The 23,588-nt window shown below is 52.3% G+C and carries 22 protein-coding genes; 11 read left to right on the forward strand and 11 right to left on the reverse strand.

What is annotated here, in order from left to right; translation table 11 throughout:
• Positions 1-118 precede the first annotated feature (118 nt).
• The 5 genes from ABOC97_RS15665 (at position 119) to arsC (ending at position 4,232) form a co-directional block, all read left to right on the forward strand.
• The gene (locus ABOC97_RS15665) at positions 119-622 is read left to right on the forward strand and encodes a hypothetical protein (RefSeq protein ID WP_349599446.1); all 504 of its coding nucleotides are present in this window, start codon (positions 119-121) and stop codon (positions 620-622) included.
• Between the two features lie 387 nt (positions 623-1,009).
• Entirely contained in the window at positions 1,010-1,717 is a 708-nt protein-coding gene (locus ABOC97_RS15670) for a DJ-1/PfpI family protein (RefSeq protein ID WP_349599449.1), read from the forward strand.
• A gap of 218 nt (positions 1,718-1,935) precedes the next feature.
• Positions 1,936-2,286 carry an As(III)-sensing metalloregulatory transcriptional repressor ArsR gene (gene arsR, locus ABOC97_RS15675; RefSeq protein ID WP_349599452.1) on the forward strand — a complete coding sequence of 117 codons (351 nt, stop codon included), beginning with the start codon at positions 1,936-1,938 and terminating at the stop codon, positions 2,284-2,286.
• A 218-nt stretch (positions 2,287-2,504) separates the two neighbouring features.
• Entirely contained in the window at positions 2,505-3,794 is a 1,290-nt protein-coding gene (gene arsB / locus ABOC97_RS15680) for an arsenite efflux transporter membrane subunit ArsB (protein WP_349599454.1), read from the forward strand.
• A gap of 12 nt (positions 3,795-3,806) precedes the next feature.
• Positions 3,807-4,232: a glutaredoxin-dependent arsenate reductase gene (gene arsC / locus ABOC97_RS15685; RefSeq protein WP_349599457.1), complete on the forward strand. Its 426-nt coding sequence runs from the start codon at positions 3,807-3,809 to the stop codon at positions 4,230-4,232.
• An 83-nt stretch (positions 4,233-4,315) separates the two neighbouring features.
• Here arsC and ABOC97_RS15690 read toward each other — a convergent pair whose 3' ends face one another.
• From ABOC97_RS15690 to ABOC97_RS15705, 4 genes are all read right to left on the reverse strand, one after another.
• The gene (locus ABOC97_RS15690; protein WP_349599460.1) at positions 4,316-4,864 is read right to left on the reverse strand and encodes a GNAT family N-acetyltransferase; all 549 of its coding nucleotides are present in this window, start codon (positions 4,862-4,864) and stop codon (positions 4,316-4,318) included.
• Positions 4,865-5,105: 241 nt separating this feature from the next.
• Positions 5,106-6,104, reverse strand: coding sequence for an NADP-dependent oxidoreductase (locus ABOC97_RS15695; protein WP_349599463.1), 999 nt, complete (start codon positions 6,102-6,104; stop codon positions 5,106-5,108).
• 67 nt (positions 6,105-6,171) lie between these two features.
• A complete protein-coding gene (locus ABOC97_RS15700; protein WP_349599466.1) occupies positions 6,172-7,278 on the reverse strand; it encodes an NADH:flavin oxidoreductase in 1,107 nt (368 codons plus the stop codon).
• 30 nt (positions 7,279-7,308) lie between these two features.
• Entirely contained in the window at positions 7,309-8,103 is a 795-nt protein-coding gene (locus tag ABOC97_RS15705) for an SDR family NAD(P)-dependent oxidoreductase (RefSeq protein WP_349599469.1), read from the reverse strand.
• A gap of 112 nt (positions 8,104-8,215) precedes the next feature.
• Between ABOC97_RS15705 and ABOC97_RS15710 the strand changes: the two genes are divergently transcribed.
• Both ABOC97_RS15710 and ABOC97_RS15715 read left to right on the forward strand, forming a co-directional pair.
• Positions 8,216-9,262, forward strand: a complete 1,047-nt coding sequence (locus ABOC97_RS15710) for an aldo/keto reductase (protein ID WP_349599471.1) — start codon at positions 8,216-8,218, stop codon at positions 9,260-9,262.
• A 61-nt stretch (positions 9,263-9,323) separates the two neighbouring features.
• A complete protein-coding gene (locus tag ABOC97_RS15715; RefSeq protein ID WP_349599474.1) occupies positions 9,324-9,908 on the forward strand; it encodes a TetR/AcrR family transcriptional regulator in 585 nt (194 codons plus the stop codon).
• A gap of 305 nt (positions 9,909-10,213) precedes the next feature.
• Here the strand turns inward: ABOC97_RS15715 and ychF are convergent, their stop codons facing one another.
• Together ychF and pth are read right to left on the reverse strand one after the other, a co-directional pair.
• Entirely contained in the window at positions 10,214-11,308 is a 1,095-nt protein-coding gene (gene ychF / locus ABOC97_RS15720) for a redox-regulated ATPase YchF (RefSeq protein WP_349599477.1), read from the reverse strand.
• 216 nt (positions 11,309-11,524) lie between these two features.
• Positions 11,525-12,109, reverse strand: coding sequence for an aminoacyl-tRNA hydrolase (gene pth / locus ABOC97_RS15725; protein WP_234508051.1), 585 nt, complete (start codon positions 12,107-12,109; stop codon positions 11,525-11,527).
• Between the two features lie 278 nt (positions 12,110-12,387).
• On the opposite strand from pth, the gene ychH reads away from it, so the two are divergent.
• Positions 12,388-12,672: a stress-induced protein YchH gene (gene ychH, locus ABOC97_RS15730; protein ID WP_349599481.1), complete on the forward strand. Its 285-nt coding sequence runs from the start codon at positions 12,388-12,390 to the stop codon at positions 12,670-12,672.
• A 122-nt stretch (positions 12,673-12,794) separates the two neighbouring features.
• Here the strand turns inward: ychH and lysC are convergent, their stop codons facing one another.
• Positions 12,795-14,156 carry a lysine-sensitive aspartokinase 3 gene (gene lysC / locus ABOC97_RS15735; protein WP_349599483.1) on the reverse strand — a complete coding sequence of 454 codons (1,362 nt, stop codon included), beginning with the start codon at positions 14,154-14,156 and terminating at the stop codon, positions 12,795-12,797.
• 615 nt (positions 14,157-14,771) lie between these two features.
• On the opposite strand from lysC, the gene ABOC97_RS15740 reads away from it, so the two are divergent.
• Positions 14,772-16,157: a diaminobutyrate--2-oxoglutarate transaminase gene (locus tag ABOC97_RS15740; RefSeq protein WP_349599486.1), complete on the forward strand. Its 1,386-nt coding sequence runs from the start codon at positions 14,772-14,774 to the stop codon at positions 16,155-16,157.
• A 13-nt stretch (positions 16,158-16,170) separates the two neighbouring features.
• The gene (locus ABOC97_RS15745; RefSeq protein ID WP_349599489.1) at positions 16,171-17,634 is read left to right on the forward strand and encodes a pyridoxal phosphate-dependent decarboxylase family protein; all 1,464 of its coding nucleotides are present in this window, start codon (positions 16,171-16,173) and stop codon (positions 17,632-17,634) included.
• A gap of 51 nt (positions 17,635-17,685) precedes the next feature.
• On the opposite strand, the gene dauA is transcribed toward ABOC97_RS15745, so the two are convergent.
• From dauA to lolB, 4 genes are all read right to left on the reverse strand, one after another.
• Positions 17,686-19,368: a C4-dicarboxylic acid transporter DauA gene (gene dauA / locus ABOC97_RS15750; RefSeq protein WP_349599492.1), complete on the reverse strand. Its 1,683-nt coding sequence runs from the start codon at positions 19,366-19,368 to the stop codon at positions 17,686-17,688.
• Between the two features lie 123 nt (positions 19,369-19,491).
• Positions 19,492-20,439 carry a ribose-phosphate diphosphokinase gene (gene prs / locus ABOC97_RS15755; protein WP_112203978.1) on the reverse strand — a complete coding sequence of 316 codons (948 nt, stop codon included), beginning with the start codon at positions 20,437-20,439 and terminating at the stop codon, positions 19,492-19,494.
• 208 nt (positions 20,440-20,647) lie between these two features.
• Complete coding sequence (ispE, locus tag ABOC97_RS15760; RefSeq protein ID WP_349599638.1) at positions 20,648-21,496, reverse strand: 4-(cytidine 5'-diphospho)-2-C-methyl-D-erythritol kinase; 849 nt, start codon at positions 21,494-21,496, stop codon at positions 20,648-20,650.
• Positions 21,496-22,119, reverse strand: coding sequence for a lipoprotein insertase outer membrane protein LolB (gene lolB / locus ABOC97_RS15765; protein WP_349599497.1), 624 nt, complete (start codon positions 22,117-22,119; stop codon positions 21,496-21,498). Before lolB ends, ispE begins: the two co-directional genes overlap by 1 nt.
• 209 nt (positions 22,120-22,328) lie before the next feature.
• On the opposite strand from lolB, the gene hemA reads away from it, so the two are divergent.
• A complete protein-coding gene (gene hemA / locus ABOC97_RS15770) occupies positions 22,329-23,585 on the forward strand; it encodes a glutamyl-tRNA reductase (protein WP_349599500.1) in 1,257 nt (418 codons plus the stop codon).
• The last annotated feature ends 3 nt before the right edge of the window (positions 23,586-23,588 follow it).

Raw genomic sequence — 23,588 nt, forward strand, 5'->3', positions numbered from 1 at the left:
TTGTGGTTATCCCGAGGCTCAATGGCCGCTTATGAGAAAACAGAGTCTACGGGTATAAAGTTTCCCTCTTTCTGGTCGCTATTTACTGTTTAGATTAGTGATTTTCTGGAGAGGGACAATGGCATTTAAGGTTGGTGAAAGCTACACATTCAAGGACGCGCAAACGCTCTATAAATCAATGAAACCGGGTGAAAAAGGGCTGACGCAGGGAGGTTTTTTAAATCCTTCACGCGGTAATCCCTCGACGTTAATACGCGCTATTTTTGCGCGCAGGGAGATTAACGGCCCGCTGGATAATTTGCTGTTTGTTTCCGGTGATAATGAGTACCGGAACTACTTAAAACGCCTGGAAAAGGTGCAACAGGAAAGCAGTCCGTTCCACTATTTTAAAGAGCGTAGTGGGGAATGGTTCTATATGGGGAATGCTAAGATTGCGGGTTTGCTGGTGCCTGGTGACGAAGAATTAACCCTCTTGCTTGAAGAAATGGGCCATACGCTGGCAAAAGTGGGTGAGGCTGATGGACGTCCACTGTGGCAACTTTCAGCGCCGGGCGGATATGGCTTTATCAGGCCGCGCAAACTGGAGTTTGTTGCGGTTCTACAACAGAATATCCAGATATAAACTGTCGGGAGTTTGCTCCGGGCATCTGGGAAATCGGCGGATGTCACGTAGGCAAAACAGAGCTAAACGGCAGTAAGAACTGCATTCTGACAAATATAAAAATCCACGTATGAGCGTGGATTTTTATTACGTCGATTGCGGGTAACGGTGAGAGTCAGCACAAATGCATATACGTTTTTTGCGTTAAATGATGGGGCTTCATTTAATTTATTAATTGTAATTACTTATTTTTTAAGTAAGTACGTTGGGCGGGTAATAAATCGCTTAACGCTACGGTAATACCGCTGGGTTAAGCATGATATTCATTCGGCGCGCGCCTTTTTTCAGCAACGGGTTGCCTTTGTTGCAGGAAAAGCCATTATACCTTTTTAAGTTAAAGGGGGTTCTATGAGTGATTCTGGATGCACATCAATCGGGCTGCTCCTGTTTCCATCTCTTACTCAGCTTGATCTGACCGGCCCATATGAAGTTTTCGTCAGGGCACCAAACACAAAGGTTCATCTCATCTGGAAAAATCTGGACCTTGTCGTTTCCGATCGTGGCATGGCAATACAGCCAACGACCACATTTAACACGTGTCCACAACTGGATGTAATTTGTGTCCCCGGCGGGCCTGGTCAGATAAACCTAATGGAGGATGAAGAAGTCCTTTCATTTATCCGTTGCCAAAGTGAAGAAGCAAAGCTGGTGACGTCTGTATGCACTGGGTCGCTTATTTTGGGCGCAGCAGGACTTCTGGATGGATATAAAGCCACTACGCACTGGGCTTCTTTGGATCAACTCGCTTTGTTAGGTGCGGAGCCGTTAAATGAGCGAGTCGTTCGTGACCGTAACCGTATAACCGGCGCAGGCGTGACTTCAGGTATAGATTTTGCGCTCAACGTGGTGTCCGAAATGTATGGGAGCAATATTGCTCAGAATATTCAACTGCATATGGAATATGACCCCGCACCTCCCTTTACCTGTGGCTCACCCCGTACTGCATCTGAAGAGCAGTTAAAAAAGGCACAGGAACAAATAGCGCCATTTATTGAAAAGAGACGACAGGCGACGCTAAAAGCAGCAGCCAGACTGCGGAGAAAAGGGCTTAGCTGAAGAGGGAATTCCTTTTTCGACTTTCAATACTCGCTTTTGGCACATCGTGGACCAGGGTTAATTGCGCTCACGTAAACGCATTCACGGATTATCACGATATCCAGTGTCAAAATTGCATCTATGACGATGCGAGTCGATATTCATATCTGTTTTTTCGTATTCATCATTGCACATCTTACTGCAAAGAGTATCCTGTCCTGAGATTATCTGGAGGAACGATGCAGTTAACTTCCCTACAACTTTTTAAAAACCTCTCGGATGAGACCCGGCTCAGTATTGTTCTTTTACTACGTGAGATGGGGGAGCTGTGTGTGTGTGATTTATGCACTGCACTCGATGAGTCTCAGCCCAAGATCTCCCGCCATCTGGCGATGCTTCGGGAAAGCGGTCTATTGCTGGATAGCAAGCAGGGGAAATGGGTTCATTACCGCTTATCCCCGCATATTCCTTCCTGGGCGGCCCAGGTGATTGAGCAGGCCTGGTTGAGCCAACAGGATGACGTCCGGGCTATCGCTCGTAAGCTGGCATTGGCTAACTGCTCTGGTAGCGGCAAGGCTGTTTGTATCTAAAAATTTGCCTTTACATATATGCTTTTTCGAATGTGAAGTGTTGAATGTGAAAACGTTAACGGTGTGCTAACTGGCGATGAGCAATGGCTGAAAGGGCGTGCTGTACCGGTTGAACGTTCAACCTGGTATTACGGCCCGCTGGCATCGACAAACTCAGAGAGTGAGCAGTTTAATTTTTGTGTATACAGGGCGCTAGAACGGCTCTGACTGGAGGATTTATGCTACTGGCAGGCGCTATTTTTGTCCTGACCATTGTTTTGGTTATCTGGCAGCCGAAGGGATTAGGAATCGGCTGGAGTGCGACGCTGGGCGCGGTATTGGCGTTGATTTTTGGTGTTGTACACGTTGGCGATATCCCGGTGGTGTGGAATATTGTCTGGAATGCAACCGCGACGTTTATTGCCGTTATCATCATTAGCTTGCTTCTGGATGAATCCGGCTTTTTCGAATGGGCGGCGCTGCACGTTTCACGTTGGGGTAATGGTCGCGGGCGTTTGCTGTTTACCTATATTGTTCTGCTCGGTGCGGCAGTGGCGGCACTGTTTGCCAACGATGGCGCAGCACTTATTCTGACGCCGATAGTCATCGCCATGCTATTGGCGTTAGGGTTTAGCAAAGGCACGACGCTGGCATTTGTCATGGCCGCCGGGTTTATTGCCGATACGGCCAGCCTGCCGCTTATCGTCTCAAATCTGGTTAACATCGTTTCTGCCGACTTCTTCGGGCTAGGGTTCACTGAATATGCGTCAGTAATGGTGCCGGTTGATATTGCCGCTATTATCGCCACGCTGGTGATGCTGCATCTGTTCTTCCGCAAAGATATTCCGCCGACTTATGACCTGGCTCTCCTGAAAGCACCGGCAAATGCGATTAAAGATCTGGCAACCTTCAGAACCGGCTGGGTAGTGTTGATTCTTCTGCTGGTTGGTTTTTTCGTTCTTGAGCCGCTGGGTATTCCGGTTAGCGCGATTGCGGCTGTTGGGGCTGCGATCCTGTTTGCGGTGGCGAAACGAGGGCATGCTATTAATACTGGTAAAGTGCTGCGCGGCGCACCATGGCAGATAGTCATCTTCTCGCTGGGGATGTATCTGGTGGTCTATGGCCTGCGTAACGCCGGGCTAACGGAATATCTCTCCGGCATACTGAACGTGCTGGCCGATAAAGGTCTGTGGGCCGCGACCTTTGGTACTGGCTTCCTGACGGCATTTCTCTCTTCCATCATGAACAACATGCCTACCGTGCTGGTTGGCGCGCTCTCTATTGATGGCAGCACCGCAACCGGCGTTATCAAAGAGGCAATGATTTATGCCAACGTAATTGGCTGCGATCTGGGGCCGAAAATTACACCTATTGGTAGCCTGGCAACGCTGCTTTGGCTGCATGTGCTTTCACAAAAGAATATGACCATCACCTGGGGATACTATTTCCGTACTGGGATCGTCATGACTCTGCCGGTTCTGTTTGTAACGCTGGCCGCGCTGGCGCTACGTCTCTCTGTCACTTTGTAATGAGATACTGATATGAGCAACATCACCATTTATCACAACCCGGCCTGCGGCACCTCGCGTAATACGCTGGAGATTATCCGCAACAGCGGTACTGAACCGACGATTATTCTTTATCTCGAGACCCCACCTTCAGGTGATGAACTGGTCAAACTCATTGCTGATATGGGTATTTCCGTCCGGGCTTTGCTGCGTAAAAACGTTGAGCCTTATGAGGAACTGGGGCTCGCCGAAGATAAATTTACTGACCACCAGCTCATCGACTTTATGTTGCAGCATCCGATTCTGATTAACCGTCCGATTGTGGTGACGCCACTGGGAACCAAACTGTGCCGTCCTTCCGAGGTGGTTCTGGATATCCTGCCAGATACGCAGAAAGCGGCTTTCGCTAAGGAAGATGGTGAGAAAATCGTTGATGCAGCAGGTAAGCGATTGAAATAAAGAGAAGGGGGCAAATGCCCCCTTTATTGTTACTTTGCCATTTATGCCAGCAGATCGATACCAACCGACTCTTCGCTCTGTTATTAGCCAACCTGGCGCGCATTCCATTCGTCGCGCGTGATTTCCCAGAGTTCGGAATCCAGCAAACCGCTGACATACTCTTTCTTTTCAGTCCTGATAAGTCGCATGCCGCTACTGTCTGAAATACGTTTGGAACGGCTATTGAGAGCCGCTTTCGGCGCACGCAATACAGTATTATTTAACGTGTTAAACCAGTAATCCGTAGCTACATTACAGGCTTCACGCATAAAACCCTGCCCCTGATATTCCGGAGCTAACCAAAATCCACGGTTATTATCCTCAACGTCATAAAGGCAGATTAACCCCATCAGTTCGTCAGGGGTCTGACGGTGTCTGATAGTCCAGAACCAGGCAATCCCTTTTTTCATGTCAGGCAGGGCAACGTTATTGACGTAATTTTCAGCACCGTTATCAGGATAGGGCCACGGTACTGAAGAGACCATATAGCGAACTATCTCCCAGCGAGGATAAAGCACCTGAATCTGTGAGGCATCTTCGGCAGTTAATGGTTTTAACAGCAGACGTTCTGTATGGAGTTCTGGTATTTGCATACGTGCTTTTCCTTCCCGAGCAAGATATCTATTTCTGTTTTGCTTGTTCGATAGTGACTTTAATTTATCTGAATGTATAGAAATCATCCATGTAATTGGCGGTACAGCCGCAACCAGAAGCGCGCAAAATAGAGGTCAGCGATGAGTGAGGAGTGGATCATCAACATTCGCTGCTAATCCACCGGAAACGATCGCTTTAGGGTCAACAATGCGCGATGTTTTTTTCTGTATACCTGGTGAGTTACTTAAGCTTTATCACAACTTTTCCCTTAGCATGCCCTTTTTCAAGATATGACAACCCCTCCAGGCTTTCTTCAAAGGGGAAAATTTTATCAATAACGGGCTTAAGCTGTCCGTCTTCAATTAAGGTTGCAATCTCTGACAATTGTGCGCCGTCAGGACGAACAAAAAGGAACGAATATTTAGTCTTGTGGCGCCTTGCCTGGGAAATGATTTTTCGGCTTAGTATCCAGAAAATCATTTTCATTATTTTATTCATGCCCCGCTGACGGGCAAATGGCAAATCCGGCGGTCCAACAAGTGAGACAACTTCAGCCCCAGAATTCAGGATTTGCAGTGATTTTTCAATGCTGTCACCACGGACAGTACCAAGAACAACGTCGTACCCGCTCAGCACGCTTTCAACGTCCTGACTTTTATAATCAATGACAAGGTCAGCGCCCAGTCCGGTGACAAGGCTGGCGTTAGGCAAACTGGTTGTGGTTGCCACCGTGGCGCCCAGATGTTTTGCCAGCTGGATAGCAAATGTTCCTATGCCACCAGACCCTGCGGGGATAAACACTTTTGTTCCCGCTCTCACTTGCGCCCGTTCAAAAGCCTGCCATGAAGTCAACGCCACCATCGGCAGCGAAGCGGCTTCGACAAAACTAAGATTTTGGGGTTTTAGCGCAGCGGCATGCTCCGGAACGAGGGCGTACTCAGCAAGCGCACCACGGTCCATGTCAAATATGCTGGCATAGATGGCATCGCCTTTTTTGAAACGAGTGACATTTTTACCAACAGCCTCAATAACGCCTGAAAGGTCGCTTCCCAATACAGCGGGTAATGTGAGGGGAAGGATCGGTTTGAACAGCCCTTTTGGTATCATACAGTCTATGGCGTTCAGCCCCACAGCATGCACGTTAAGCAGCAGTTCGTTATCTCCCAGTGCAGGCGGCGAAACAGAATCAAATTCTATCAGGCCAGTCTTACCATATTTTTTAAGCACTAGTGCTTTCATCGTTTGACCCTGCCTTTAGTAAAGAAGCGGATTTTCAAAATGTCCCGCCATCGGCGGGACTTCAAAATCAGGCCAGAGAGGCAAGGTCTTCGGCACGAAAACCATGGAGTTCATCCGTTTTACCCGCCCGGACTTTTTGCACCCACTGCGGATCGGAGATCAGTGCGCGACCGACGGCGATCAGGTCAAACTCACCACGTTCCATTCGGGTGTAGAGATTATCCAGCGCTGCTGTGCCAGAACCCTGTCCACCAAACGCACCGAAGAAGTCCCCGGACAGGCCGACAGAACCGACGCTGATGGTGGCAGCACCGGTCAGTTTTTTGGCCCAGCCCGCAAAATTCAGCCCATCGCTTCCGTCCTGCTCCGGGAATTCTGGCTCCCAGAAACGACGCTGGGAACAGTGCAGAATGTCCACGCCAGCCTCGACCAGCGGAGTCAGCCAGTCAGTCATCTCACGCGGTGTGTTTGCCAGACGCGCGGTGTATTCCTGCTGTTTCCACTGGCTGACACGGAGAATAAGCGGGAAATCCGGACCCACGGCAGCCCGTACGGCACGCACAACGTCAGCCGCGAAGCGGGCGCGCTGCAGAATGGTTTCACCTCCCCATGCATCGGTACGACGATTGGTGACCGACCAGAAAAACTGGTCGATCAGATAACCGTGTGCACCGTGCAGTTCTACAGTATCGAACCCAAGGCGCCTGGCATCGGCTGCGGCGCGGGCAAAGGCCGCGACCGTATCGGCAATGTCCTCTTCTGTCATGGCCACACCGCGTGGGTCATCTGCGCCGACCAGCCCGGAAGGGCTTTCAACCGGCGCGTCAGGTTCCCATCCTTGTGCGCGTGTAGAGCCGGTATGCCAGATCTGCGGCCCTATACGTCCGCCCGCTGCGTGTACCGCGTCGGCTATGCTTTCCCAGCCCGCCAGCGCCTGTTCGCCGTGAAAGAGAGGAATTCCCGGCATGTTGCGTGATGCCGGACGATTAACCACGGTACCTTCAGTCAGGATAAGCCCGGCTTCGCCTTCGGCACGACGGCGGTAATAGTCAGCCTGAGCCTGACCGGGCACACCTTCAGGTGCCATGCCGCGGGTCATGGGAGCCATTACGATACGGTTTGGTAGTGTCATCCCCTTCAGGGTGAAAGGGGTGAAAAGAATATTGTCACTCATTGCTCTATTTTCCTTACGGTGAAACAGGGGTTATTGGGTGTCACTGAGATAGCGAGGGGCGGCGTGTTCCTGACGGTATTCCGTCAGCATGGCCTGGCGGGACTGTTGATGGGCGGCCCACAACGACTCTTCATGCAGAGGAGGAATGGTCACCGCTTCCCGGCGTTCGAAACCGATAAGTGCTGCATCAACCAGTTCACCGGGATCCATCACGCCGGTCATGGTATTCACGTCTTTGCCGGAACGCTCCCAGATTTCAGTGCGAGTGGCCGATGGCACAACGGCCTGGACATACACGCCCTGTGGACCCAGTTCAAGGCTTAATCCCTGTGACAGGAAAAGCACAAACGCCTTGGTGGCGCCGTAAATCGTCATGCCAAATTCCGGGGCCAGACCGACCACGGAACTGATGTTAATAATTGCGCCGGTGCCTGCTTTGGCCAGACGAGGGGCTACCGCGCGTGCCAGGCGGACAACGGCAGTAAGGTTAACGGCGATCAAACGGTCGATATCTGCCGGTGTCTGGGTGGTAAATGTACCGGATAAACTCATCCCGGCATTGTTGACCAGGACAGTAATGCGGTCGTCGGTTTCGAGGCGTTTTGCCACGACATCGAGATCCTCTTCCTTAGTCAGATCTGCGGTCAACACGTCCACCTCAACGCTGTACTGCTCCCGCAGTCGGGCAGCAAGCGTCTCCATGCGCGTGGTATCACGGGCAACCAGAACAAGATTATGCCCGCGGCGGGCAAAACGGTCGGCATACACGGCCCCTAGGCCGGTTGATGCACCAGTGATTAATACGGTCGGTGTTGTCTCAGTCATTTTTAGTTCTCTCTCGGGGAAAAAATCGTCTTGCCTGCCTTTTTAAATGATGATTGACATGTATAATAAATGTCAACCGTCATTTATAAAAACAAACTGAGTGGGAGACAGCATGAGATATACAACTTTTGGACGTAACACCGGCCTGCGCGTATCAGAGCTGGCCCTGGGAACAGGAAACTTCGGGACAGGCTGGGGATATGGTTCCGAAAAAGAAGAAGCCCGGGCCGTGTTTGACGGCTATGTGAATGCCGGAGGCAATTTTATCGATACCGCAGATGCTTACCAGTTTGGTCAGTCTGAGCAGATGATTGGTGATTTTATTGCGGCCGATCGCGATCATTTTGTGATTGCGACCAAATATACCCTGAGCGCACTCCCTGATGCCGGGGTTGCCAGGACAGGTAACAGCCGCAGGAACATGATTGCTTCGGTTGAAAACAGTCTGAAACGTCTGAAAACCGATCGCATCGAGCTTTTATGGGCGCATTTCGATGACCAGATGACGCCGCTGGAGGAAATAGTCCGGGCTTTCGATGATCTTATCCGGGCTGGAAAGGTGCAGTATGCTGGGCTGTCCAACTTCCCGGCCTGGAAGATTGCGCGCGCGGAAACACTGGCAGAATTGCGCGGCTGGTCACGTATTGCGGGTATTCAGGTTGAATACAGTCTGGCCGAGCGTACCGCCGAACGGGAGCTTTTGCCGATGGCCGATGCGCTGGGTCTGGCCGCCACCATCTGGTCCCCACTGGGTGGTGGAATGCTGACGGGAAAATACCGCACCAGCCAGGAAGGCCGATTACAGGGTTTTGCAGGTCGACTGGTTCATACAGAGCAGGATCCGACACTTCTGGATGAAGTCTTCAGCGTGGCTCAGGAACTGGATGTCATGCCTGTACAGGTTGCCATGGCTTGGCTTCGCCACAGAGCTTCGCAGTTGCAGACGCCGCTGATCCCCATCATTGGCTCGCGAACGCCAGTCCAGCTTGCCGAAACACTGCTGGCGCTGGATATCAGGCTCAGTGATACCCAGGCAGCCCGACTGGATAACATCAGTGCAGTTTCAGCCGGTACTCCTCATCAGCAGATTGCCGGGACTTTACCGCGAGCACAGGGGCTGGGTGCTGAATATGATAAGATCACACCACCACGCGCCTGAGCAGGCGATATGTTTTACAGGGGCAGGTTAACTGCCCCGGCTGGAAGTAACGGGAGCAAAAATGGCCAGAACCGGACGAGTGTCAAGAGAGCAAAGCGAGATTAATCGCAACAGCATCATCACTACCTCATCACAGTTGTTCAGGGAACGGGGACTTGATGGGGTCAGCGTTAAGGACATTATGTCTGCTGCCGGACTGACCCATGGAGGATTTTACGGGCATTTCAGCTCTAAAGACGCACTGGAAGCGGTCGCCTGCGAGCAGGCATTCGAAGAGAGTCGGTCGGCGATAGAAGAAAGCGGTATAAGCAGTTTTCCACAGCTTGTTGAATACTATCTTTCACCCCGTCATCGGGATGCTCCGGCCAGCGGTTGTGCCGTTGCGGCACTTGCCACCGATGTGCAGCGTAAAGGAGAAGATAAGCCGGTGCATGAGGCTTATATTTCCGGTGTCAAAAAAATGGCTGAGAGTATTAAAAATATGCAGGACGGTGTCCCGGCGTCTGACATCAATGATCGGCATCTTATGCAGTTTGCTCTGATGACCGGCGCCCTGATGCTGTCCAGAGCGACCAGTGGGGATGATATCTCTGAACGTTTTCTTACGGCTGCAAAAAAGGCATTGCTTGAAAGCGATTGTGTTTGAAGATCTATAACCCATACCCTGCATAAATATTGTCATCCCGCAGAGACAAGCTGGAATCGCATGATCTTATGGATCTGCCATTGCTATCTGCAAGCGATGCCGAGAGTACTAAAATCTACAGTAGCTAACTTGATGCTCGAGGATATGAGTCGGTCCAGTACTCACCACTGTACTCACTTTCATGTGCGCTGCTATGAAACTATTAGAGTGCTACAGATATAAAAAATCCACGCAAGTGCGTGGATTTTAAGTTTATTTTTTGTTCCGTGAGACAACGTGAGTCTCTACGAAACAAGGCTGACCGTTTAGACGTTGAACAGGAAGTTCATGATGTCGCCATCTTTCACGACGTAATCTTTACCTTCTGCACGCATCTTGCCGGCTTCTTTCGCGCCTTGTTCACCTTTGTAGGTAATGAAGTCTTCAAACGCGATAGTCTGAGCGCGGATAAAGCCTTTTTCGAAGTCGGTGTGGATTTTACCGGCTGCCTGCGGTGCGGTGGCGCCGACAGGGATGGTCCATGCGCGTACTTCTTTCACGCCAGCGGTGAAGTAAGTTTGCAGGTTCAGCAGTTCGTAACCGGCGCGGATAACGCGGTTCAGGCCCGGCTCTTCCAGGCCCAGTTCGGCCATGAATTCATCACGGTCGGCGTCGTCGAGTTCAGCGATATCGGATTCAACGGCTGCACAAACGGCAACAACTACGGAACCTTCGGCGGCAGCGATTTCGCGAACTTTATCGAGGTATGGGTTGTTCTCAAAACCATCTTCGTTAACGTTAGCGATATACATGGTTGGCTTCAGGGTCAGGAAGCTCAGGTATTTGATGGCCGCTTTGTCTTCGTCCGTCAGGGTAGTCAGCGAACGCAGCATACCGGCGTTTTCCAGCTGTGGCAGGCATTTTTCCAGCGCGGTGAGTTCCGCTTTCGCATCTTTATCGCCGCCTTTCGCTTTCTTCTGCACGCGGTGGATGGCACGCTCACAGGTATCCAGATCGGACAGCGCCAGCTCGGTATTGATAACATCAATATCGTCAGCTGGATCCACTTTGTTATTAACGTGGATGATGTTGTCGTTTTCAAAGCAGCGAACAACGTGACCGATAGCTTCGGTTTCACGGATGTTGGTCAGGAACTGGTTGCCCAGGCCTTCACCTTTAGATGCGCCTTTCACCAGGCCCGCGATATCGACGAATTCCATGGTGGTCGGCAGAATGCGCTGTGGTTTCACGATTTCAGCCAGCTGATCCAGACGCGGATCGGGCATCGGGACAACACCCGTGTTCGGCTCGATAGTACAGAACGGGAAGTTTGCCGCTTCAATACCCGCTTTAGTGAGCGCGTTGAACAGGGTGGATTTGCCTACGTTTGGCAAACCAACGATACCGCATTTGAATCCCATGTTTAAATCACCTTAATCTTTTGATTTTCAACCTGTTTTTTAAAACAGATTGTAGAAAAGTAAATAACTCTGCCTATTATACACGTCATACGGAAAAAATACCGTATGCACTTTATCCCGCGGGCGGTGGGCGTACCCCGCACCGGTCGCACAACAACGTCAGCGCGGGCGTTTGCCGCCTGACGTAACTTGCATGATGGGTGTATAAATGAAAAATTATTGCGCCTTAAAGGCATGTAACCGGTTGGTCGCTTTGGTCAGCCCATCTTTCAGCCAAACCTCAGTGCAGCGCGCCGCTTCGTCTACCGCATCGTCGATCAGCTTCTGTTCCGCAGCCTGCGGTTTACCTAATACAAAGCCGACAACTTTACTTTTATCGCCCGGATGACCGATTCCGATGCGTAAGCGGTGAAAATTGGGGTTATTGCCCAATTTGCTGATGATATCCTTCAACCCGTTGTGGCCGCCGTGACCGCCGCCGAGCTTGAATTTCGCCACGCCGGGCGGCAGGTCAAGTTCATCGTGCGCCACCAGAATTTCATCTGGATTAATACGATAGAAGGTCGCCAGCGCCGCAACGGCTTTACCGCTAAGGTTCATAAAGGTGGTGGGTACCAGCAGGCGAATATCTTCACCGGCAACATTAATGCGCGAGGTGTAACCAAAGAATTTACTCTCTTCACGCAGCGGCGCGCGAAAACGCTCTGCCAGCAAATCGACATACCAGGCCCCCGCGTTATGGCGCGTCTGGGCGTACTCTGCACCGGGGTTGGCCAGGCCGACAATCAGTTTAATCGTCACGTAGTTGTTCCTGAGTGGGCAATCTTTTCGGCGGCTAGTTTACGTCGTGGCAGCGCCGTTGACAAAAATTAGCGTCGGAAGGCGCTAAAAGTGAATAATTCAAAATAGTAATAATATTGATTTGATGTATTTCAGTGACTTAAATGTAAAGTTTTGTTGATTATATGTGCCCATTTGTGATCGGTAGCGCACTTATATTTGGTAGTGTTGTCTATACTTTACACACTAGGAATAGGGATATATCCCTAAACCCGCAGCCAATCTACGGAGGTGACACTATGAAACGCAAAAACGCTTCGTTACTCGGTAATGTGCTTATGGGGTTAGGCTTGATCGTGATGGTCGTCGGCGTTGGTTATTCTATTTTAAACCAGATGCCGCAACTTAACCTTCCGCAGTTTTTTGCACACGGTGCGATTCTAAGTATCTTCGTCGGCGCCGTTCTTTGGCTTACTGGGGCTCGCGTCGGTGGGCATGAGCGCATCAGCGACAGATATTGGTGGGTGCGTCATTACGACAAACGCTGTCGTCGTAACGACAACACGTCACGTCGCCACAGCTAAATAATAGCTCCAGACGGAGCCGGAAAGAAATTGACGAAGTCCTGGCCGAAAGACCGGGACTTTTCTTTTATGCTGGGCACGTTAACCGACCACGTGCCCATTCATCCTATTGACCCAGATGATTATTCAAACAACCGTTGATGCAACGCTTTGACCGCGCTGTCGGCAACATCGCCTGGCAGCAGGAAACAAAGGTTATTATTCGATGCGCCATGACAAATCATCCGCACAGCATGCTCGTCAAAACGGGCGAACACATCTTTGCACACGCTGGATGCCTGGGTGAGCTGATTGCCAACCAAAGTGACCAGAGCAAGCCCGGTTTCCACTTCAACGCGACAGTGGGAGGAGAGGGCGGTGAATAGTGCTGTGGTCAGCGTTGGATCTTCGCCGGATGTGGCATTGGTCGAATCTAACGCCAGCGCAATGCTGTTCTCTGAGGTAGTGACCAGATCCGCTGCTACCGTATGCTGTTCCAATAGGGCGAAAATCTGCGCTAAAAAACGATAAGACGGCTGTGAATTCAGGCTATGCAAGCGAACCAGCGTTTGCTTACGGCGCACCGCAACGGCGCGATAGCTCGGCGGATTCTCGGTTGTGCAACAGACCAGCGTACCGCCAGCGGCAGTATCTTTGCTTGAACCAACAAACACCGGAATATTTTTGCGCATGGCGGGCATTAACGTAGCTGGATGCAGAACTTTGGCTCCGTAGGCGGCCATATCGCTAGCCTCGGAAAACGAGATGCTATCGATACGTTTGGCTTTCGGTGCAATGCGCGGATCGGTAGTATAAATGCCGGCCACATCGGTCCAGATATCCACGCGTGCCGCATGCAGCGCCTCACCCAGCAGGGACGCGGTGTAATCACTGCCGCCACGCCCCAGTGTAGTGGTGTGACCCGTCGCATCGCGACCAATAAATCCCTGGGTTATCATGATGGCCTGTTCAATGCGGGGGCGAAGATGCGTTTCTGCTAACTCCGCCAGCGTACGCACATCAGGCTCCGCACAACCATAGTTTGAATCGGTACGAACGACGCTACGGGCATCAAACCAGCTGGCCTCAACCCCTTTTTCACGCATTACTTCGGTGAAAAGCAGGCTCGACATTAACTCCCCATGACTGACCAGCTCATCGCTCAGCGCGGTCGACGCAGAGGTCATCGCGGTATGGGCCAGGCGAGCTATATTTTCGAGGAGATTATCAATTTCCGCGCTGATGACCGAAGGCTGCTTCAATCGGGAAATGATGTTGTATTGGATGGTGCGTAAAGTATCAAGCTTGTCTAATTGCAGATGACTCTCCAGGCCTTCAGAAAGCTCCACCAGCAAGTTTGTGACGCCTGCCGAGGCCGACAGAACCACTAAACGAACATTTGGATCGGAAAGGACAATGCTGGCGCTGCGATTCATGGCATCAAAATCAGCAACGCTAGTGCCGCCAAATTTGGCAACGATGAACTGTGGATAAATGCGAGTCATAACAATCTCATATCAGGGCGCCATAAATACATGGCTAGAAAATTTTCATTCTCGGCATAAGGGAAGACAGCTTCGCCTTACGAAATGTCCGCCCGCGAACATTTCTAATGACAACCCAGGAAATACTCCTGTTGTCGATAACGAGTTTCGCCTGTCGCTCGTTACCGGGGAATGCGCATTAACTGTTTATTTACAGCGTATGTAAATAAGCGCGCCATACTAAGTGATTTATCCTTGGGGATCGACTTATTTATTTTAATAAACCATAAACAAGTTAAAGATCGTGCTTTAACTAAAGAAGCCCTGCGTTATTAATGGTAAAAACGTGTAAAAGATTAATAAAACCCTGTCAATGAGATGGATTTCATTAGATTGTCCGCATTGTAGCCAACTGTTGCTGTTTAAGATAAATGGTAACAAATTTTGGTGAAAACATTGTGAGTGATGTTTCGTTACTTGTTGATTTTAGAGGGGAAAAGGTTGTAAGAAAGCAGCGTAAAATAAATGATTGAGTCCATGCTTAAAACAACATATATTAGCCGCGTTTTTTTACAGGCAATCCTTTTAACCATTTATTCAATCGGGCGCAAAACTACGCCTGCTTGTAGGAGTGATATGATGACGGATAAAGTCCGTATTGATACTTTAAATGCTAATTCATTACCTCAAAGCAATGATACCTTTTTAGCAAGACAAGCTGAGTTTGAATCTAACGTCAGAAGCTATCCACGTAAACTACCGTTGGCTATTGCCAAAGCGCAGGGCGTCTGGATTACTGATGTTGAAAATAATCAATATCTTGATTGTCTGGCAGGTGCCGGTACCCTGGCGCTTGGTCATAATCACCCCGATGTGCTTCAAAGCATTCAAAGTGTCATCTCCAGTGGCCTACCGTTACATACACTCGATCTTACTACGCCATTAAAAGATGAATTTTCATCTTATTTACTCTCTTTATTACCGGGACAGGGCAAAGAATATTGCCTGCAGTTCACCGGCCCATCCGGCGCTGATGCCGTTGAAGCGGCGCTGAAGCTGGCTAAAAAAGTCACCGGCCGTTCCAGCATTATCAGCTTCTCCGGCGGCTACCATGGGATGACCCATGGCGCACTGTCCGTGACCGGCAACCTGTCGCCGAAAGAAGCCGTTAGCAACATGATGGCTGAAGTTCAGTTCATGCCGTATCCGCATGAATACCGTTGCCCACTGGGTATCGGCGGCGAAGCGGGCGTCAAAGCGCTGACCTACTACTTCGAAAACCTGATTAACGACGTTGAAAGCGGCGTGCGTAAACCTGCGGCGGTGATTCTTGAAGCCGTTCAGGGTGAAGGCGGCGTGAACCCGGCTCCGGTTGAGTGGCTGCAGCGTATTCGCAAAGTGACTCAGGAACACGGCATCCTGCTGATTATCGATGAAGTGCAGGCGGGCTTTGCCCGTACCGGTAAACTGTTCGCATTTGAACACGCCGGTATTGAGCCAGACATCATCGTGATGTCCAAAGCCGTTGGCGGCGGTCTGCCGCTGGCCGTTCTGGGGATTAAAAAGCAGTTCGATGCGTGGGCACCAGGTCATCACACCGGTACCTTCCGCGGCAACCAGCTGGCAATGGCCACCGGTTTGACGACGCTGAAGATCCTCAAAGACGACAAAATTGCCGACAAAGTTGCCGCCCAGGGCGAGTGGCTGAAAGGTAAACTGGAAGAACTGCAGAAACGCTATCCGGTTATCGGCCAGGTTCGCGGTCTGGGCCTGATGATTGGCCTCGAAATCGTCAAACCAAACGAAGCGCAGGATCACATGGGCTGCTATCCGGCCGATGGCGAACTGTCAGCCCTGCTTCAGAAAAAATGCTTCGAATCCGGTCTGATTCTGGAGCGCGGTGGTCGTCACGGTTGCGTACTGCGTCTGCTGCCGTCCCTGCTGATCACCAATGAAGAGCTGGAAATCTTCCTCGATAAATTTGAAAACGCCTTGCTGGGCGCTGGCGTGAAGCCGGTTTAACGGAGTGGGTCGAATGTCTGATGTAAACCCGATTCTGTCCGGCTCGGCGCAGAGTATCGCTGCCTATCAGGACGCTATCGAGCAGAGCACGAAAGCTGTTGTAGAATGGTTAAAACAGCCTGAGATGTATCAGGGCAAAACCGTTGAACAGCTGCGCTCCCGTATCAGCCTGAATTTCACCTCCGGGGGCCTGGGTAACCAGGCCGCTATCGAGCGTGCGGTTGAGTATTTCCTTAAAGACAGCCTGTCCGTGCATCACGCGCAGTGCGTGGCGCATCTGCATTGCCCAAGCCTGGTGATTAGCCAGGCGGCGGAAGTGTTGATCAACGCCACCAACCAGAGCATGGATTCCTGGGATCAAAGCCCGTCCGCGACCATTATTGAGATCAAACTCATTGAATGGCTGCGTGAGCAGGTGGGATACAGCGCAGGCGATGCCGGTGTATTCACCAGCGGCGGCACCCAGAGCAATCTGATGGGGCTGATGCTGGCTCGCGACGCGTTCTTCGCGCGTCAGGGGCACTCTATCCAGCAGGATGGTTTAACCGGCGATCTGAGCAAAATCAAAGTGTTCTGCTCTGAAAATGCCCACTTCTCGGTGCAGAAAAACATGGCGCTGATGGGGCTGGGCTATCGCTCGGTCACGCTGGTGAAAACCGACGCGTTCTCGCGCATGGATCTTAACGATCTGCGTGAGAAGCTGGCGCAGGCGAAAGCCAACGGCGAGCAGGTGATGGCGATTGTTGCCACCGCCGGTACCACCGATGCGGGAGCTATCGATCCGTTAACAGAAATCGCTGCACTGGCTGCTGAACAGCAGATCTGGATGCACGTGGATGCCGCGTGGGGCGGGGCGTTACTGCTTTCTGAGAAGTATCGTCACTTCCTCAACGGGCTGGAACTTGCTGACTCCGTCACTCTGGACTTCCATAAGCAGTTCTTCCAGACCATCAGCTGCGGCGCGTTCTTGCTAAAAGAAGCGCGTCACTATGAGCTGATGCGCTACCAGGCTGCGTACCTGAACTCTGATTTTGATGAAGAGCACGGCGTACCGAACCTGGTGTCGAAATCCCTGCAGACCACGCGTCGTTTTGATGCGCTGAAGCTGTGGATGGGCCTTGAAGCGCTGGGTAAAAAGCAGTATGCCGAAATCATTGATAACGGCGTAACGCTGGCCCGTGATGTCGCCGAGTTTGTGGCAGCGCAGCCGCATCTGGAACTGGTGATGCAGCCGCAGTTGGCAAGCGTTCTGTTCCGCTTCCGTCCGGAAAGTACGGATATGGCGTTTGTGGCACTGCTGAACCAGCGTATCGGCGACGTGCTGCTGGCCTCCGGCAGCGCTAACGTCGGCGTTACCGAAGCCGATGGTGTCACCTGCCTGAAGCTGACTCTGCTGAACCCGACCGTGTGCCTGGAGGATATCAAAGTCCTGCTGGCCAGCGTCAAACAGACCGCAGAACAGCTGCTGAAAGCGTAACGTTTGGCGTTAATGCTGAAATGAAAATGGCTCCCTGGGGAGCCATTTTTTTTACTGAATATCCGCCAGCGCGGCGTCTTTATTCGGGAAGAAGGCTAAGCGTCCCGGAATCGGCTGAATACCGGCGCGCGCCATGGTGCGCAGCGGCTGAAACTCAAGATTCGATACCCGCAGTTCACAGCCTTCCGGCAGTTTTTTGACGAAACGCTGGAACGCGTCTAAACCACCGGCATCAAGTACCGGCACCGCATCCCACTTCAGTACCACAATTCGTTTACCCGCAATACGCGTTTCCAGATCGGTAAACAGCCCTTCGGCGGCGGCAAAGAACAGCGGGCCAATGACGCGCAGCACCAGCACATCGTCCGGAACCGTCACGTTGACCGTGGAGAGACGGGTCATGCGGGCGATTCGGCGCATAAACAGCAGTGACGCCAGCACAATACCGACGCTGATGGCGATAACCATATCGAACAGCACGGTCAGCGACATACAAATTAGCATCACAATGATGTCGTCTTTCGGCGCTTTGCGCAGCAGATACACCACTTTATGCGCTTCGCTCATGTTCCACGCCACCATCAGCAGCAGTGCAGCCATGGCCGACAGCGGCAGCCACGACAATACCGGAGCGAGGACAAGCAGAGCCAGAATCACTAAAATCGCATGAATGACCGCGGAAACCGGAGAGGTTGCGCCCGCGCGTACGTTGGCGGCGGAGCGGGCAATTGCGGCGGTGGCGGTAATCCCACCGAAGAACGGCGCAACAATGTTGCCCAAACCCTGGCCGATAAGCTCGCTATTGGCTTTATGTTTGGTGCCGGTCATTCCATCCAGCACCACGGCGCAAAGCAGCGATTCAATCGCGCCGAGCATCGCCATGGAAAAGGCGGCGGGCAGAAGCGCATGCAGGGAGTCCCAGCTGAGCGTAAAGGTTGAACCAGGCAGATCCCATGGCAGTATAAACTGCGGCAGCAGCTGTGGAATGCCATTACCCTGTGAGCCATCGGCCAGAATATAGTGGAACTGAGAACCGATAGTCGCGACGTGGCCGCCAAGCATATTGACGATGACCATCACCAGGCAGCCCGCAATCAGCGCGGGGAGGTGCCCCGGCAGACGCAGGCCGAGGCGTGGCCAGAGAATTAAGGTTCCAAGGGTGACAATGCCGATCGCCGCATCACCGAAATTAATGGTCGGCAGGGCCATCGCCAGCGCGCCAACTTTCTGTAAATAATGCTCAGGGACATGCGCCATTTGCAGACCAAGGAAGTCTTTAATCTGCATGGTCCCGATGGTAATACCAATCCCCGAGGTAAAACCGAGGGTGACAGACAGCGGAATGTATTCAATCAGGCGGCCAAAACGGGCGAGGCCAAAGAGGATCAAAAACAGCCCCGACATCAGCGTCGCCACCAGTAAGCCAGCGAGGCCAAACTGTTGCGATACCGGGTAGAGGATCACCACAAAGGCGGCGGTCGGCCCGGATACGCTAAAACGGGAACCGCCGCTGAGGGCGATAACAATGCCAGCAACGGCGGAGGTATAAAGGCCGTACTGTGGCGCAACGCCGCTACCAATCGCCAGCGCCATCGCCAGCGGGATGGCAATAATACCGACGGTGATCCCGGCGATAAGGTCGCGTATAAAGCGCGTGGTGCTGTATTTCTCTTTCCAGCAGGCGTCAATCAGCGCGCGGAAAGGCATTATTTCAGGGGAGAATAATTTATTCACAATACTGTTTCATCCGTGAGCGCATCATCTGTCAGGTGAATGGCAGTGAAGTTGGCATAAATCATACAAATAAACACTATAGACAAAAAAACCCGCCGCAGCGGGTTTTTTAACCAAATTCGATTAATGCTCGAACATGGCAGAGATGGATTCTTCGTTGCTGATACGACGAATCGCTTCGGCCAGCATCCCGGACAGAGTCAGGGTACGGACGTTTGGCAGCGCTTTGATCTCATCGCTTAACGGGATGGTATCGCAGACGATAACTTCGTCGATGACGGAGTTACGCAGGTTGTTTACCGCGTTACCGGAGAAGATCGGGTGAGTTGCGTAAGCAAATACGCGTTTAGCACCACGTTCTTTCAGCGCTTCAGCTGCTTTACACAGCGTGCCGCCGGTATCAATCATGTCATCAACCAGAATGCAGTCACGACCGGCAACATCACCGATGATATGCATAACCTGGGAAACGTTCGCACGCGGGCGACGTTTGTCGATGATAGCCATGTCGGTATCGTTAAGCAGTTTAGCGATAGCACGTGCGCGAACTACGCCACCGATGTCTGGAGAAACCACAATTGGGTTTTCCAGGTTCAGCTGCAGCATATCTTCAAGCAGAATCGGGCTACCAAACACGTTATCAACCGGAACATCGAAGAAGCCCTGGATCTGTTCAGCGTGCAGATCTACGGTCAGTACGCGGTCAACGCCAACGCTGGACAGGAAGTCAGCAACAACTTTAGCGGTGATCGGTACACGCGCAGAACGTACGCGACGGTCCTGACGGGCATAGCCGAAGTAAGGGATAACGGCAGTGATTCGGCCTGCGGAAGCACGACGCAGGGCATCTACCATAACAACCAATTCCATCAGGTTGTCGTTAGTAGGGGCACAAGTGGACTGGATGATGAAAATATCACCACCGCGTACGTTTTCATTGATTTGTACGCTGACTTCGCCGTCGCTAAAGCGACCTACAGCGGCGTCGCCGAGAGAAGTGTACAGGCGGTTGGCAATACGTTGTGCTAGTTCCGGGGTGGCGTTACCAGCAAAAAGCTTCATATCAGGCACGAGAAGAACCTCAGGCATGCGTCCAGTGGTGGATGAAACGGGCCAAAAACTGTGCGGGCCAGGCGCGATTTCATCCAGGCGGTGTATTAAAGAGCACGATGCAACGTCTGGAACGGGGTGACGTTGTCACCGGAGCTCAGTTTGCCCGGCAGGGTTTACTCATCACTTTTCTTCTTTCGTCAGCAAAACTGGCGGAAATCCGAATAATTCAGAGTAGGGCTTGCTTCAATGGAGAGAGGTTTACACCTTTCGCCACAAAGCCTTGCAACCATTCCGGGGCTTGCTCAAGCACCTGGCGGGCAGCGAGTTCCGTGTCGAATTCAGCAAAGACACAGGCTCCTGTTCCAGTCAGGCGCGACGGCGCGTATTCTAACAGCCAGGAAAGCACATCATCAACCTCGCGAAAACGTTTTCTTGCGATAACCTCGCAATCATTAGCGAATTCACAATTTAATAACGTATCTATTGACCTGACAGGGGTATTTCGTGGCAGCTCCGGATCGCCAAAAATGACCGGTGTTGGAATACTGACACCCGGATGGGCCACCAGATACCATTTTTCCGCCACTTCAACCGGTGTCAGCACTTCGCCCACGCCTTCAGCAAAGGCCGCGTGACCGCGAACAAAGACCGGCACATCCGCGCCGAGCGTCAAGCCGATGGTCGCTAACTCATCTTCCGAGAGATGACACTGCCAGAGATGGTTCAGCGCAACCAGTACCGTTGCCGCATTCGATGAACCGCCGCCCAGGCCACCGCCCATCGGCAAACGCTTGTCGATACTGATATCGGCACCGCTGCCTTCTGGCAGACGCTGGCTTTGCGCCGCCGTTTTCATCAGCAGGCGCGCGGCGCGAATAATCAGGTTCTCTTCATTGGGCACGCCGTCGACCGGCGTGAGTAGATGTAGCTGCCCGTCGCTACGTGGCACGATGGTCAGCGTATCGCCGTAATTGAGGAACTGAAACAGCGTCTGTAGCGTGTGGTAGCCATCAGGACGCTGCCCGGTAATGTATAAAAACAGGTTCAGCTTTGCGGGAGAGGGCCAGCGGGTCATCATTTAACGATCCAGTTGTCCATTTTCAGCTTGATGCGCTGCGAGCCTTGGGTCAGCTCCATGTTGGACGGCAGCACCGGCTGCGTTTTACTGTCGTAGCCACCGTAGACCACTTTCCAGGTTTTGCCGTTTTGGCTGTAGTTGAGCTCGCTCAGACGGTACTGATCATCAAGCTTATAGTCGGTGGCGTCGCCCGGTAGGCCAAGAATCCACTGACGCAGGCTGTTGAGTGGAATCGGCATCCCGGTCAGCTTGCCGATCATCTCCTCGCCGTCGGCGGCAGTGTAGTGTTGGCCTTTATTATCGGTCAACTGCGCCGAGCCCGCCTGGCCAACCAGCTCCAGCTCGGTACTGCCTAACGGGTTGGTGAGCAGCAGGCGATAGTTATCCTGGCCGGTTTGCTGCCAGAAGAAGCGGGCATAAACCTTCTGCTGGTCGGAGATATAAGCAAAGGCGCCGCGCGTCTGGTACTGGCTGAGCTTGCGCACTTCTTGCTGATGCTGCTGCCACTCAGGCGAGGTTGGACTTTTGCCCGGCCCTGGCGGTTGAGTGGTGGTACAAGCGGTAAGAACCAGCGCTGCCAGCGGCAGCAGACGAACCATGCGGAAATCAGACAGGGCCATAATAATGACAATCCTTGAAATGCGTTGCAGTAATTAGGCTTAATGCTAGCGTTGCCGGGGGGCAGCGTCTACGCTCAAGTTGTCTTAAATCATAAAATTAACCCAGCTTACCTATTACTCCAAAAGGGGAGCCTCCCTTTTATTGATCTCGCGCATCCTGTATGATGCGCTCAGACTAACCTTATCAACGCTGGTACTACTCCCGTACAATGACCCTTTTAGCTCTTGGCATTAACCACAAAACAGCCCCGGTAGCGCTGCGAGAACGTGTGACGTTTTCGCCAGATACGCTTGACCAGGCGCTGGAGAGCCTGCTGGCTCAGCCAATGGTACAAGGGGGAGTGGTCCTGTCGACCTGCAACCGCACCGAACTCTACCTGAGCGTCGAAGAGCAGGATAATCAGCATGAAGCGATTATCCGCTGGCTGTGCGATTACCACGGATTAAACGAAGCCGAGCTGCGTCAGAGCCTCTACTGGCATCAGGACAACGACGCCGTCAGCCATCTGATGCGCGTCGCCAGCGGCTTAGACTCGCTGGTGCTTGGTGAACCGCAGATCTTAGGGCAGGTGAAAAAAGCCTTTGCCGACTCCAGCCGCGGCCATCTCAACGTGAGCGAACTGGAACGCATGTTCCAGAAATCATTCTCCGTGGCCAAGCGTGTACGCACGGAGACGGATATCGGCGCCAGCGCGGTGTCGGTCGCGTTTGCCGCCTGTACGCTGGCACGACAAATTTTTGAATCTCTCTCGACGGTCACGGTGCTGCTGGTTGGCGCAGGCGAGACCATCGAGCTTGTGGCGCGCCATCTGCGCGAACATCACGTGCAAAAAATGCTGATTGCCAACCGTACCCGTGAGCGGGCGCAGGTGCTGGCGGACGAAGTGGGGGCGGAAGTGATTGCCTTAAGCGACGTCGACGAGCGGCTAAAAGAGGCCGACATTATTATCAGTTCAACCGCCAGTCCGCTGCCGATTATTGGTAAAGGCATGGTTGAGCGTGCCCTCAAGGCGCGCCGCAATCAGCCGATGCTGCTGGTGGATATTGCCGTACCGCGCGATGTGGAACCGGAGGTGGGGAAACTCGCCAACGCCTATCTGTACAGCGTGGATGACCTGCAAAATATCATTCAGCACAACCTGGCGCAGCGCAAAGCCGCGGCGGTACAGGCTGAAACGATTGTCGAGCAGGAAGCCAGTGAATTTATGGCCTGGCTGCGCGCGCAAAGCGCCAGCGAAATCATTCGTGATTATCGCGCTCAGGCTGAAAGCGCGCGTGAAGAACTCACCGCGAAAGCGATTGCCGCGCTCGAACAGGGCGGCGATCCGCAGGTCATCATGCAGGATCTGGCACGTAAATTAACCAACCGCCTGATCCACACGCCAACCAAATCACTTCAGCAGGCCGCCCGTGACGGGGATGATGAACGCCTGCATATTCTGCGCAACAGCCTCGGGCTGGAGTAGCAC

This window comes from Kluyvera huaxiensis (genome assembly GCF_040149365.1).
GTDB lineage: Bacteria > Pseudomonadota > Gammaproteobacteria > Enterobacterales > Enterobacteriaceae > Kluyvera > Kluyvera intermedia_A.

Bases quoted from the DNA above. Each gene is read 5' to 3' on its own strand.
- ABOC97_RS15665 (WP_349599446.1), top strand. From the start codon at position 119: ATGGCATTTAAGGTTGGTGAAAGCTACACATTCAAGGACGCGCAAACG.
- ABOC97_RS15670 (WP_349599449.1), top strand. From the start codon at position 1,010: ATGAGTGATTCTGGATGCACATCAATCGGGCTGCTCCTGTTTCCATCT.
- arsR (WP_349599452.1), top strand. From the start codon at position 1,936: ATGCAGTTAACTTCCCTACAACTTTTTAAAAACCTCTCGGATGAGACC.
- arsB (WP_349599454.1), top strand. From the start codon at position 2,505: ATGCTACTGGCAGGCGCTATTTTTGTCCTGACCATTGTTTTGGTTATC.
- arsC (WP_349599457.1), top strand. From the start codon at position 3,807: ATGAGCAACATCACCATTTATCACAACCCGGCCTGCGGCACCTCGCGT.
- ABOC97_RS15690 (WP_349599460.1), bottom strand. From the start codon at position 4,864: ATGCAAATACCAGAACTCCATACAGAACGTCTGCTGTTAAAACCATTA.
- ABOC97_RS15695 (WP_349599463.1), bottom strand. From the start codon at position 6,104: ATGAAAGCACTAGTGCTTAAAAAATATGGTAAGACTGGCCTGATAGAA.
- ABOC97_RS15700 (WP_349599466.1), bottom strand. From the start codon at position 7,278: ATGAGTGACAATATTCTTTTCACCCCTTTCACCCTGAAGGGGATGACA.
- ABOC97_RS15705 (WP_349599469.1), bottom strand. From the start codon at position 8,103: ATGACTGAGACAACACCGACCGTATTAATCACTGGTGCATCAACCGGC.
- ABOC97_RS15710 (WP_349599471.1), top strand. From the start codon at position 8,216: ATGAGATATACAACTTTTGGACGTAACACCGGCCTGCGCGTATCAGAG.
- ABOC97_RS15715 (WP_349599474.1), top strand. From the start codon at position 9,324: ATGGCCAGAACCGGACGAGTGTCAAGAGAGCAAAGCGAGATTAATCGC.
- ychF (WP_349599477.1), bottom strand. From the start codon at position 11,308: ATGGGATTCAAATGCGGTATCGTTGGTTTGCCAAACGTAGGCAAATCC.
- ychH (WP_349599481.1), top strand. From the start codon at position 12,388: ATGAAACGCAAAAACGCTTCGTTACTCGGTAATGTGCTTATGGGGTTA.
- lysC (WP_349599483.1), bottom strand. From the start codon at position 14,156: ATGACTCGCATTTATCCACAGTTCATCGTTGCCAAATTTGGCGGCACT.
- ABOC97_RS15740 (WP_349599486.1), top strand. From the start codon at position 14,772: ATGATGACGGATAAAGTCCGTATTGATACTTTAAATGCTAATTCATTA.
- ABOC97_RS15745 (WP_349599489.1), top strand. From the start codon at position 16,171: ATGTCTGATGTAAACCCGATTCTGTCCGGCTCGGCGCAGAGTATCGCT.
- ispE (WP_349599638.1), bottom strand. From the start codon at position 21,496: ATGACCCGCTGGCCCTCTCCCGCAAAGCTGAACCTGTTTTTATACATT.
- lolB (WP_349599497.1), bottom strand. From the start codon at position 22,119: ATGGCCCTGTCTGATTTCCGCATGGTTCGTCTGCTGCCGCTGGCAGCG.
- hemA (WP_349599500.1), top strand. From the start codon at position 22,329: ATGACCCTTTTAGCTCTTGGCATTAACCACAAAACAGCCCCGGTAGCG.